Annotated in this window: 7 protein-coding genes; 3 read left to right on the plus strand and 4 right to left on the minus strand. The window is 37.8% G+C overall.

The window, feature by feature from the left end; translation table 11 throughout:
* Window positions 1-21: 21 nt before the first annotated feature.
* Together H3V01_RS05805 and cueO are read left to right on the plus strand one after the other, a co-directional pair.
* Window positions 22-6,657, plus strand: coding sequence for an autotransporter outer membrane beta-barrel domain-containing protein (locus H3V01_RS05805; protein ID WP_198186224.1), 6,636 nt, complete (start codon window positions 22-24; stop codon window positions 6,655-6,657).
* A gap of 171 nt (window positions 6,658-6,828) precedes the next feature.
* On the plus strand, window positions 6,829-8,379 hold the full coding sequence (cueO, locus tag H3V01_RS05810) for a multicopper oxidase CueO (protein WP_198186225.1): 1,551 nt from the start codon (window positions 6,829-6,831) through the stop codon (window positions 8,377-8,379).
* Window positions 8,380-8,645: 266 nt separating this feature from the next.
* Here the strand turns inward: cueO and ahpF are convergent, their stop codons facing one another.
* Window positions 8,646-10,214, minus strand: a complete 1,569-nt coding sequence (gene ahpF, locus H3V01_RS05815; RefSeq protein WP_198186226.1) for an alkyl hydroperoxide reductase subunit F — start codon at window positions 10,212-10,214, stop codon at window positions 8,646-8,648.
* A gap of 158 nt (window positions 10,215-10,372) precedes the next feature.
* Entirely contained in the window at window positions 10,373-10,939 is a 567-nt protein-coding gene (gene ahpC / locus H3V01_RS05820; protein ID WP_025331058.1) for an alkyl hydroperoxide reductase subunit C, read from the minus strand.
* Window positions 10,940-11,369: 430 nt separating this feature from the next.
* Here ahpC and H3V01_RS05825 point away from each other — a divergent pair, with 430 nt between their 5' ends.
* Entirely contained in the window at window positions 11,370-11,969 is a 600-nt protein-coding gene (locus H3V01_RS05825) for a DUF2238 domain-containing protein (protein ID WP_198186227.1), read from the plus strand.
* Window positions 11,970-12,091: 122 nt separating this feature from the next.
* Here H3V01_RS05825 and H3V01_RS05830 read toward each other — a convergent pair whose 3' ends face one another.
* The gene (locus tag H3V01_RS05830) at window positions 12,092-12,379 is read right to left on the minus strand and encodes a hypothetical protein (protein WP_025331060.1); all 288 of its coding nucleotides are present in this window, start codon (window positions 12,377-12,379) and stop codon (window positions 12,092-12,094) included.
* Between the two features lie 510 nt (window positions 12,380-12,889).
* Window positions 12,890-13,339 carry a ClpXP protease specificity-enhancing factor gene (locus tag H3V01_RS05835; protein ID WP_198186228.1) on the minus strand — a complete coding sequence of 150 codons (450 nt, stop codon included), beginning with the start codon at window positions 13,337-13,339 and terminating at the stop codon, window positions 12,890-12,892.
* Window positions 13,340-13,349: the final 10 nt, after the last annotated feature.

Raw genomic sequence — 13,349 nt, forward strand, 5'->3', positions numbered from 1 at the left:
CTGCATAATCAAGGAAAACCGATGAATAACATTTATAAATCCAAATGGAGTGAAGCAACACAGACATGGGTAGCCTGCTCGGAACTAGTACGTGGTAAAACTAAAAATAACTGTGTCAAAATCGCTGCAGCTGTTGCCCTTGCCATGATCAGCATAAATTCATATGCGGCAGATTGCGTTACTACAACAGCGAATGGTGCTGCTAATCCAAATATTAATGTTTCTGGCTCTACATGCAATGTAGATGGTTCTATTAATTATGCGACAATAACAGCAAAGAAATCTTCTGAAATAACGGGTACGGACATAACTGCTGTTGGAAGCCCCGTTAGTGCTGCCACTGAAAAAGTAATAAATATAACGGGTAATAGCACATTAACAGCAGATAATATAACTACTACAAATAATAAAAAAAATAATCAAAGTAGTGCTCTTTTGGTAAATAATGGTTCCACTGTAACTGTTAAGCATGATCTTAATGCTACTAACACTAATACAGGTACTTCGGCACAAATTATTTCAGTTAAAAATGACTCTACGTTAGATGTCGACAATGATATAACTATTACCGATGAAGGAGGAGCAAGCGATGCTGGCATTTTGAATGATCATAGTACTATTACCGCTAATAATATAACGATAACAGGAAATAAAAATGTTGTTAAAGGCACTTCAGCAATTATAAATAATGGGGGGACTATTGAAGCAGACACTGTAACAATTTATCAAGGTGGAAAAAATAGTGCGATTCAACAAATACAAGAATTAAGTGATGACGATGATGATGATGACAATTCATCTAATAAAAATCCTGAAATCCATATTAAAAAAGATCTCAATATAACAACATATGCCCCTGAAAGTAATGCCTCAGCCATAGATATTCAGTCAGGAACAATCACTGTTGACGGTAATACAACTATTAACATGTCTACTAATAGTAATAATAAAAATCCATCCGTTATTAATGTTGGAGGCGGTACCTACACGACAAATGGTGATACCACAATTACTGTTACGGATAAAGACACGGGAGAAGAAAATACAACTACAACCGGAATAATACTTACAAATAATGGCACTTTTAATAATAATGTGGGAAAGCTAACTGTAAATGGCGGGAAAAACTCTGTAATTGCTTCAGATCAAAGTGCGAGCGGTTCAGTAGCTTTCAATAATGGTAAAACAGCCACAACTTCTAGTCAGGTAAATACTGTTGTTCACAATGGAAGCGGTATATTTACTATTGATAATAAAGGTACACTGGAATCTGCACCGTTGCCTGAAAATAAAGATGAATATTCGGTTATCAAAAATACAGCTAACGGTACAGTTATCGTTAAAAATACTGGTACTGATACTGGTCCTGGAACACTTTCAGGTAATGTCAATAATGATAGCTCAGGAAAAATAAATATCACTAATGGTTATGATCTTATTAATGTAGATTATAATGAGGATTCTACTGAGGATTCAATTAATGAGATCATTAAAAATAATGATAGTCTTATTAATAATGGTTCAATTAATAACAATGCGGGCGGTGATATAATTATTACCAACAATAAAAATATAAACAGCTCTATTAATAATAACAATGGTAATATTACTGTCGACAATAATGAAACCATCTTCGTTATTAAGGATAAAAATAAAACTGAAGATAAAATTGTTTATAAAGAGGCTATTATTAATGGTGATATTACTAATACTAATGGTATTATGACTGTTAACAATAATAAAGCTCACTCAGTTATTAATGGTAATATTACTAACACTAAGGATGGTAATATTACTGTTAACAACAAAAATTCTGCCTCTACTATTACCGGTAATATTACTAATCAAGATAACGGTACAGTTACTATCAATAACAGCGGTAAGATCCAGAATGATAATACACGGAATAAGATTGAAAATTCCGGTACAGGTTTGATAGATATTACTAATACCGATACTGGTACTATAGACAGCGATATTCTTAATAAAAATAACGGTATAGTTACTATCAATAACAGCGGTAAAGCTAATTCCTCTAAAATTACTAATTCCAATGCTGGTAAGATTAACATTATCAATACAGCGGTTGGCGATTTTCAAAGTGCCATTGATAACGATGCAACCAGTACCGGCATGATTATTCTGAATAATCAGGGTACTGTTAATAGTACTATTATCAATCAGAATACTGGTTCTATTAAAATTACCAATGAGAATACCCTTAACGGCTCTATTACTAATACCGGTGATAAAGGTACCGCTGATAATATCGTAATTGATAATAATCATATTTTAAATAGCACTATTAAGAATAAAGGCAAGGGTGTTATTGCTCTGAATAATAATAATTTGGTTCAGAGTGATATTACCAATGAGAATACTGGTGCTATTAAGATTACCAATGAGAATAGCCTTAACGGCTCTATTACTAATACCGGTAATAAAGGTACAGCTGATAATATCGTAATTGATAACAATCATATTTTAAACAGCACTATTAAGAATGATGGTAGTGGCACTATTGTTGTTAACAACAATAAAGTCGGCTCTGTTATTAATGGTGATATTACTAATAGTAAGGATGGTGATATTGCTATCAATAACAGCGGTACGGCTAATTCCTCTAAAATTACTAATTCCAATACTGGTAAGATTGACATTACCAATAACAAGGACGGTAATGTTAATAGTGAAATTACCAATGAGAATACTGGTGCTATTAAGATTACCAATGATGGTACCATTAGTGGCTCTATCACCAATACCGGTAATACAAGTACTGTCGCCGCCAACAATATTGATATCACCAACAATGGTGTTTTAAACAGCACTATTAATAATGATGGCAATGGTACTATTGCTATCAATAACAGCGGTAAGACTGATTCCTCTAAAAAAATTACTAATTCCAAAGATGGTAAGATTAACATTATCAATACAGCGGTTGGCGATTTTCAAAGTGCCATTGATAACGATGCAACCAGTACCGGCATAATTACTCTGGATAATAAGGGTACTGTTAATAGTACTATTACCAATCAGAATACTGGTACTATTCATATTATCAATAACGATAACGGTACCCTTGGCGGTTCTATCACAAATACCGGTGATAAAATAAATGATACTACTGCTAATATATTGATTGAAAACAATAAAGATTTAAAGAGCACTATTAATAATGATGGTAGTGGCACTATTGTTGTTAACAACAATGAAGCCAGCTCTGTTATTAATGGTGATATTACCAATACTAAGGATGGTAATATTACTGTTAACAACAAAGATTCTGCCTCTACTATTGCCGGTAATATTACTAATACTAAGGATGGTAATATTGCTATCAATAACAGCGGTAAGACTGATCCCTCTAAAAAAATTACTAATTCCAATGCTGGTAAGATTGGCATTATCAATACTGAGAGCGGTAATTTTGAAAGTGCCATTGATAACGATGCAACCAGTACCGGCATGATTACTCTGGGTAATAAGGGTACTGTTAATAGTACTATTACCAATCAGAATACTGGTTCTATTAAAATTACCAATGACAATACCCTTGTTGGCTCTATCACCAATACCGGTTATAAAGTAAATAAAAATGATCCTGATAATATCTGGATTGATAACAATAAAAATTTAAACGGCAATATTGATAATAATGGCAATGGTAGTATTGTTGTTAAAAATAATACAGCCAGCTCTGTTATAAACGGTAATATTACTAATACTAAGGATGGTAATATTACTCTGGATAACAAGGGTACCTTTGACGGCTATATCAAAAATAAAGGTACAGGCGGGATCTCTTTAAAAAATAAAAATACCGTTAGCGGCTATATCGAAAATAATGGTACAGGCGGGATATCCTTGACCAATAACGGTACCATTAATGGCTCTATCACCAATACCGGTTCTAAAGTAAATAAAAATGATCCTGATAATATCTGGATTGATAACAATAAAATTTTAAACAGCACTATTGAAAATCGCGATGGTAGTATTGTTGTTAACAACAATGAAGAAGGCTCTTCTTTTACCGGCGATATTTATAATAACACTGGTGAGATTACTGTTAACAACAATGCAAAAACTTCTACTATTAAGGGTGATATTACTAATATAAACGGTAGGGTTAATATCGAAAACAGCGGTGAGGCTAATTACTCTAAAATTACTAATTCCGGTGGTCATCTTAACATTGATAATATGCATGAAGGCGATTTTCAAGGTAACATTGATAATGATGCAACCGGTACCGGCTTCATTAATATTACCAATAGTGGAAATACCTTTAACGGCACTATTACCAATCAGAATACTGGTACTATTAGTATTACTAATGACAAAACCTTTAACAGCACTATCACCAATACCGGTGATAAAGGTACTGGCGACTATAATATTAAGATCACCAACAATAAGGAGTTAACTAGCTCTATCGAAAATAAGGGAACAGGCAGTATCTATATTGGCAATACCAAAGATACCGGCCGTATAACCGGTAATATTACTAATAACAATACCGGTACTATCATCTTAAACAATGATGGTAAGATAGCCAGCGATATTCTTAATGGAGCCGCTGGTGCTATCAATATTACCAATAACGGTACCCTTGACGGCTCTATCACAAATACTGGTGATATTACTAATACTGGTGCTGCTAATATCAGCATTACGAATCAGGATAAAGCTGTATTAAACAGCAATATTAATAATGATGGTTCCGGATCCATTACATTTACTAACAATGGTGATGTAGAAGCTAATGTGGTTAATGATAATACCAGTGTAAGGATTAACGATACTAGTCTGAGGCAAATTCAGAATACTGGTAATGGCACGATTACTATTATCAATAATAAAACTTTGAACAGACCAATCAGCAATACTAGTGGTGGTATTATTGATATAACCAATAACAGTAGTATGGAAACGGATATAACCAATAATACTGAAAGCAGTAAAGGCGGAATTACATTTAAAAATAAACAGGAATTCAAAGGTAAGCTGATTAACGCTAACTCAGGATCTATTTCTGCCACAAATACCGGAACCTTTACCGGCGTGACAACAAATTCCGGTTCGGGGATATTAGATCTGGATAATCAGGGTATCTGGAACAATACCGGAAACTCTGTATTAACAAAGCTGGAAAACAAAACTGGGACAATTATATTTCCGCAAGTATCTGAAGTTAATGCCGGAGACAAAGACCAGTACCATACTATCACTGTTAATGGTAACTATACCGGTGGCGGTTTGATGCGTGTTAATACTGTATGGAATAAGGATGGCACTTCTTATAGCGACCGCGTTGATATTCATGGCGATGTAGACGGTGCCCCTACAACAGTGCGTACATTAAACGAAAAAGGTATCTATGGCGATGTAACTCTGAAAGAGATTCCTATTCATTCTGCAGTAGTGGTACATGTAGCCGGTAAGAGTAGCGGCAATGATTTTACCGGTTCCGCTCCGACTACTAATGCCGGCGAAGCTCAGCTTAAAAAAATAGATACTACTTCAGGAACTGATTATGCATGGACTTTAACTGCACAACCTAAAACACCTGATCCTGTTGTGCCTGTTCCGCCCGGACCTACTGTTTCTGATAAGCCTGTTCTGCCAGCACCACCCATAAAAGAAGTACCAATTTATGCAGAACCGGTTTCCGGTTATGTGCAGATGCCTACAGCAGATATGGAACTTGGCTTTACCACGATTGGCACATTACATGAGCGCCGCGGTGAAAACCAGACTTACAATATCACCGGCTCAAATAATACTGCTCTTGGTGATGATCAGCAGCAGACATGGGGCAGAGTTCTGGTTAAACATCTGGATAAAGATGGTAAAAAACGTCTGGATACCGCAGGTAATCAATCTGTATTACAGATTGGTCATGATTTTATTCTGGATGAAAATGAGAAAACCGGAATACGTCGGCATATTGGTGGCTATGTAGCTTATGGCCATAATGAAAATGATTTCCGCGATGAGTATCGTGCTAAGAATGGTTATATTGTTGATGACCATTACACAGGTAAAGGCCGTACGGATGCAGTAAGTGTTGGCGGTTATGGTACCTTCTACGGCAATAATGGCGGTTATGTGGATCTTGTTGGCCAGGTAACTTATCTGCGCAATAAATACAATGCCCGTTCGAACGAATCTGTACATCAGAACGGCTGGGGCGCAGCTTTATCAGCTGAAACAGGTAAATCATTTATTGTTTATGGAAATAACTGGTTTGTAGAGCCGCAGGCTCAGCTGGTATACCAGTATCTGTCTCTGGATGATTTTAATGACAGAATCCGCCATGTTGACCAGCATGATCCGTCTGCACTGCGCGGTCGTGTAGGTATGCGTTTCGGCTATAATGGTGATACCCGTGATAACCTGCCGTCATCCTCTTTCTATGGTATCGCGAATATCTGGCATGATTTTGTTAATCCGAAATCAGTTGATATTGGTCGTGACAGTCTGAAAGAAGAGTATGCGAAAACCTGGGGCGAACTCGGTCTGGGTATTCAGTTGCCAATCACCCGTCAAAGTGATTTCTACAGCGATATCCGTTACGAGAAAAACTTTGGCAGTGATAAACGCAAAGGCTTTAAAGGTACTATGGGTTATAAATATACCTGGTTATAATGCATTATCCGGCAGTAGCCATATGGTTACTGCTGCTTTCTGCAGGGCACAGCATTTAATGCTGTGCCCTGTTTCTGTTTAAATATTCTTTGGTTTTCTTTTCAGCAAAACAGGCTTGACATTCAACTTAGGTGAAGGTTTAAGCTGTTCTTTTTCTTCATAAGAATCATTATGCACAGAAGAGACTTCCTCAGATATTCGGCCATGGTAAGCGCCGCAGCTACGCTACCGCTTTCTGCTTATGCTCTGAATACTCTGAATTTACCGGTACTGGCTATTCCGCCATTATTAGATACCGGTAAAGATAATAGGATTCAGCTCACTATTCAGCAGGGCACCAGCCGTTTTGGCAATTATCAGACGCAGACATGGGGCTATAATGGTGCTTTGCTTGGTCCTGCTATACGTATTTTCCGGGGCAAACCGGTACAGATAAAACTGCAAAACCAATTAACTGAAGCCACAACAGTACACTGGCATGGTCTGGAAGTACCGGGTGAAGTAGATGGCGGACCTCAGGCCTGTATACCAGCCGGACAAGCACGAGTAATTGAATTTACCTCAAGCCAGCCTGCTGCAACATGTTGGTTTCATCCGCACCAGCATGGGCAGACCGGCCGTCAGGTGGCAATGGGGCTGGCAGGTTTGCTTTTGCTGGAAGATACTGTCAGTACTGGTCTGCCTATCCCCAAAAACTGGGGATTAGATGATATTCCTCTGATCGTACAGGATAAAAAATTTAATACAGCCGGACAAATTGATTATCAGCTTAATGTTATGAGTGCTGCCATAGGCTGGTTTGGAGATACTCTGCTGTGTAATGGTCAGATATATCCTCAGCATAACGCGCCGCGTGGCTGGTTGCGATTACGTCTGCTTAATGGCTGTAATGCCAGAACACTGAACTTTGCCTGTAGTGATGGCCGCCCTTTATATGTTATTGCCAGTGACGGTGGCTTTCTGCCTCAGCCGGTAACGGTGTCCGGCCTGTCGGTATTGCCCGGTGAACGTTTTGAAGTAATGGTTGACACCAGTAACGGTAAAGCATTTGATTTGCTTACTTTACCGGTAAAACAGATGGGCATGAATCTGCCGCCTTTTGATCAGCCCTGCCCGATAGTTCGTGTGTCTGTACTTTCTTCGCGTAATGATGCATCTTTACCCGATCAGCTTACCAGCTCTCTGCCTGTATTACCGGCTCTGTCTCAGCTTGTACACCGCCATTTTCAGCTGTCTATGGATCCTGAGCTGGACAGTATGGGTATGCAGGCTTTACAGCAACTGGCGGGAAAATCAGCTATGCCAATGGAGCATATGTCTATGCATCAGTCTCATATGGAAATGATGCATAATATGCACACGGATAAAAACGCATTAGATTTAATGCATGCCAACAGGATTAACGGACTGACTTTTGATATGAATAAACCGGCATTTGCCGCCAGTAAAGGGAAATATGAGTGCTGGGAAATATCCGGTTTAGGCGATATGATGCTGCACCCGTTTCATATTCATGGTACTCAGTTTCGCATTCTTAATGAAAATGGACAACCGCCTGCTGCTCATCGCTCAGGCTGGAAAGATACGGTACGGGTAGAAGGTGGTGTAAGTAAGGTATTGGTGAAATTCAACCACAGTGCGCCAGCCAGTTTTCCTTACATGGCTCATTGCCACATACTGGAACATGAAGATACGGGAATGATGCTGGGGTTTACTGTCTAAATATACGCTCGTTATAAGTTGAATTTTTTCAGATACTTAAAAACTGAATTTAATAATACGTATGGATTAATAAAACGTTAAATTAGCTGCGCCAATAAATATTTTTCCATAAGCCGGATTAGCATAAACAATGAAATTCTGGCATGAAAATATATAATTTTTTCAAAAATATTCCATAAATGTCATCGTATCAAGTCTGTAAATATCCCGATAAAAATATAAACCACTCAAAACGATTGGTTTTGAGTGGTTTTTTATGTCAGTTATTAATTAGCTGCACTGGTACGAATCAGATAATCAAAAGCACTTAATGCTGCTTTAGCTCCTTCACCAGCAGCAATAATAATCTGCTTATAAGGTACGTTTGTACAGTCACCGGCAGCAAAAACACCCGGCACACTGGTTTTACCAAAAGCATCAATTGCAATCTCGTGCATTGGCTCAGTTAAGTCTACTGTACCTTGCAAAAATCCGGTATTTGGTAATAAACCAATCTGAACAAAAATACCTTCCAATGCCAGATGATGTTCTGTATTGCTTACCCGGTCCAAATAGTTCAGACCATTAACTTTGCCGTTTTCGCCGGTTACCTCGGTAGTCTGAGCATTCATAATAATCTGAACATTAGGCAGACTATGCAATTTTTGCTGTAATACTTCATCAGCACGCATTTTGTCGGAAAATTCCAGCAGAGTAACATGCTTAACAACGCCAGCCAGATCAATGGCAGCTTCTGCACCGGAATTACCACCACCAATTACGGCTACATTTTTGCCTTTAAATAACGGACCGTCACAATGCGGACAATAAGTCACACCTTTCGTACGGTATTCCTGTTCACCGGGCACATTCATTGAGCGCCAGTGTGCACCTGTAGACAGGATAACGGTACGCGATTTTAAAACAGCACCACTTTCTGTATGTACCTCAATCAGTCCGCCTGTAGTTTTAGCCGGTACCAGCGCACTGACTCTTTGCAAATTCATAATATCGACATCATAACTGCGTACGTGGCTTTCTAAATCATGGGCAAAACGCGGACCGTCGGTACGCAAAACAGATATGTAATTTTCAATATCCAGCGTGTCGAGAACCTGACCACCAAAACGTTCGGCCACAATACCGGTACGAATACCTTTACGTGCTGCATATACAGCGGCAGCAGCACCGGCAGGTCCCCCGCCCACAATCAGCACGTCAAACGGTGCTTTTGCATTCAGTTCATCAACTGCCGCACTTGCAGCATTGTTGTCCAGTTTAGCAACAATTTCTGCCAGTTCCATTCTGCCCTGACCAAATGGTTCACCATTCAGAAAAACTGCCGGCACACCCATAATCTGTTTCGCTTCAATTTCTTCCTGAAACAATGCTCCGTCAATAGCTGTATGGCTGATATTCGGATTGAGAATAGTCATCAGATTCAATGCCTGTATAACATCCGGACAATTGTGACAAGTAATAGAATAATAGGTTTCGAAGTGATAACTGCCCTGCAAATTTTTAATTTGTTGCTGTAATGATTCTGCTTCTTTAGATGGATGACCGCCTACCTGCAATAAAGCCAGTACCAGTGAACTGAATTCATGCCCCATCGGATTACCGGCAAAAACCAGTCCTGTATGCACACCGGGATTAGTGATTTCAAAAGATGGCTTACGTTCAGACTGACCATCGGTACGCAGACTGACTTTATCACTTAACGCCTCTACTTCCTGTAACAGTGCCAGCATGTCGCGAGCACCTTTACTTTCGTCCAGCGTAGCAATAATTTCAACCGGTCTGGTTACATATTCAAGATAAGCTTTTAGTTGGTTTTTCAAAGTGTCGTCTAACATTTTACTGCTCCATTACATTAATAAAAATAAACTATAGATATTCTGTTTTTGATAGCCTACATTTTTGTTTTAGTAAAAAGCCCGGATACCGCAGCCGGTATTCGGGCTGAATGACTGTTTATTTAACAGTAAGTTTTTGATGTGTGTATTTAAGTGTGTTAGATTTTACCAACCAGTTCCAGAGAAGGAGCCAGAGTTTTTTCGCCTTCTTTCCATTTAGCAGGACAAACTTCACCCGGATGAGAAGCAACATATTGTGCAGCTTTAACTTTACGTACCAGATCTGAAGCTTCACGACCGATACCTTCCGCAGTTACTTCCACACACTGGATAATACCCTGCGGGTCAACCAGGAATGTAGCACGGTCAGCGGAACCCTGACCTTCACGCAGTACACCAAAATTAGTTGTCAGGGTAGCATTGCGGTCACCCAGCATAAAGTATTTAATTTTGGCAATTGTGTCAGAAGCATCGTGCCATGCTTTATGAGTAAAATGAGTATCGGTAGAAACAGAGTAAACTTCTACGCCCAGTTTCTGCAATTCTTCATAGTGGTCAGCCAGATCACCTAATTCAGTAGGACAAACAAAAGTAAAATCTGCCGGATAGAAAAAGAATATAGACCATTTACCTTTTACGTCAGCATCACTGATGTCTACAAATTTACCATTATGAAAGGCAGTGGTATTGAACGGTTTGATTTCAGTGTTAACATTAGCAACCATGAAATATCTCCTTGAATGTACAGGTTGAATTAATCGATGGATGTATAGTACACAAATTTACTCAATAAATATAATCAAATGATTTTATGTAATCGATAGTTTTTATTTTTCATAAAAAACAATTTATTATATTTTCAGGATTATAAAAATAACTTACAAACCAGATAAATACACTAAATTCATATATAAAAACTATTATAAACAGCCATTAGCTGTATGGAAGTTACTCTGCCAAAATCTAAAATTGCTGTAACTAAACCGGTCACAGCTTGTATGCTGCACATTACTGATATTTGCCCTGTGCATTTATCAAGATTAATATACAGATTATTATAAAAAAAGCCAAATTAAGATTGATATCGGTAAAAATTTTTTCACTTTTAAGTTTCAGTTTAATTCTGCTACTGAATATTTGCAGGTGTTGTATGGTATGAAAACGCATATTCTGCAATTGATAATATTTACACTGGTACTCATATGGTCTGCTTATCAGCCGCATGACTACCCTACCTGGTGGCTTGAAGTTTTTCCGGCATTGCTAGGATTGATACTTCTTGTATTCACCTATTCCCGCTTTCGTTTCAGTCAGCTTATGTACTGGGTAGTTTTAATTCATGCAATTATATTACTGATTGGCGGACATTATACTTATGCCGAAGAGCCGGTATTTAATTATCTGCGCGGTGTATTTGGCTGGTCACGTAATAATTACGATAAGCTTGGACATTTTTTTCAAGGCTTTTCACCAGCTATTATAGCCAGTGAATTACTATGGAGATTACAAATTATACGCTATCGCGGCTGGGTGGTATTTTTGAGTGGGTGTGTATGTATGACAATTAGTGCCATATACGAATTGTTCGAGTGGCTGGTAGCAACACTGAGTAATCAGGAAGCAGTTACTTTTCTTGGTACACAGGGCGATGTATGGGATACACAGAAAGACATGCTTTGGTGTCTGATAGGTTGCAGTACCATGCTTATCTATCTTTATTTTAGTAAACAGCACTTACGGAGACCATCACGTTAAAAACGCAGGCAGTTACCATTACAAGTAAAAATCAGATCGGATCCAACTGATAACAGCAAAGTATCTGATTAATCTTGCATGGCAGCTTTGACTAAAGCTGCCATCTCTTAACGCTCAGAAAATCAGGCTGAAACAGATTGTGTTTTTTCCAATTTGATTTTTAATTCTTTGATATCTTCTTCAAATATCATAATTACGCCCAGATAGGCCATACCAAACATCATAGCCGTAATGAATGAGCTGGCAATTGCCATGGTATTCATCCATACCAACCCTACAGCAAATACCAGAAAACACAAAGCAAATATGACATTAAAATAGAACTTTACTCTTTTAAATTTTTGCTCTTTGTGTGCAAGCTGTACACTTAGTTCATTACTGTTTGTTGCAAATTCAGCAGTTTGGTTCATGTGTTCAAACTCCAGTAAATGTAAAGCTAATGAATATTATTGTAATGTCAAATTTCAAGACAAGGCTATTTTAACCGGTATTACACTCGTAATGAAGTACTATTTTAACAATTTGATATAAGAGAATAACTCTGAAAAAATTTTGTTAACGCATATTTAATCAGATATACATCCGCAAAATTATTAATTTATATATATGACATATTGTAAATATTTTTAATTTATAACTAATATTCAAATATATATATAGTTTTAAAATTGCATAGCTTCAAAATTTTTATTTACTGTCTGTTCAGATTACGGCTAATTTTTCATCAAATTTATATATACTTATTAGCTATAAGAACTGATTTATTTGCCACACTTTATTAGGTATAAATAGAATAAAATGTTATCAGTCTGAATCTTAAAAAATTAAAAAGGCTGAAACCATCAGTCAGTTTCAGCCTTGTTTATCAATAAACAAATTACTTCTTATTTGCTAAGAAGATATTCTATTAATAACAATCGTTATTTAACTATCTTCAAACCTTTTTTCGCACCAGATTTATTACTGTCATCTGCAGGTAAACTCTCTGGCACAGAAGGCTGGCTTTCAGATACGGTGTTATCCTCGCCTGCTGTCGGGTGTTCACTGTTTTCAGTAACAGGTTCTACATCAAACCCCATGCCGTCACCAGTTTCTCTGGCAAAAAGACTGATTACATGACCAACCGGAATCCATATATCATGGGAAACGCCGCCAAAACGGGCAGAAAAACTAACCCATTCATTATCTATATTCAGATTATGTGCGGCTACAGGCCCGATATTAAGCACAATTTCATTGTCTTTTACATACTGAAGCGGTACCTGAGTTTTATCATTTACCCATACAGCAATATGCGGTGTATAACCACTATCCAGCGCCCATTCATACAATGCGCGCAGAATATACGGTTTGGTGTTCAGCTTGCTCATTGTGCTCCCC

The organism is Snodgrassella sp. M0351, assembly GCF_016100575.1.
GTDB classification, from domain to species: Bacteria; Pseudomonadota; Gammaproteobacteria; order Burkholderiales; family Neisseriaceae; genus Snodgrassella; species Snodgrassella alvi.

Bases quoted from the DNA above. Each gene is read 5' to 3' on its own strand.
- H3V01_RS05805 (WP_198186224.1), top strand. From the start codon at position 22: ATGAATAACATTTATAAATCCAAATGGAGTGAAGCAACACAGACATGG.
- H3V01_RS05835 (WP_198186228.1), bottom strand. From the start codon at position 13,339: ATGAGCAAGCTGAACACCAAACCGTATATTCTGCGCGCATTGTATGAA.
- cueO (WP_198186225.1), top strand. From the start codon at position 6,829: ATGCACAGAAGAGACTTCCTCAGATATTCGGCCATGGTAAGCGCCGCA.
- H3V01_RS05825 (WP_198186227.1), top strand. From the start codon at position 11,370: ATGAAAACGCATATTCTGCAATTGATAATATTTACACTGGTACTCATA.
- ahpC (WP_025331058.1), bottom strand. From the start codon at position 10,939: ATGGTTGCTAATGTTAACACTGAAATCAAACCGTTCAATACCACTGCC.
- H3V01_RS05830 (WP_025331060.1), bottom strand. From the start codon at position 12,379: ATGAACCAAACTGCTGAATTTGCAACAAACAGTAATGAACTAAGTGTA.
- ahpF (WP_198186226.1), bottom strand. From the start codon at position 10,214: ATGTTAGACGACACTTTGAAAAACCAACTAAAAGCTTATCTTGAATAT.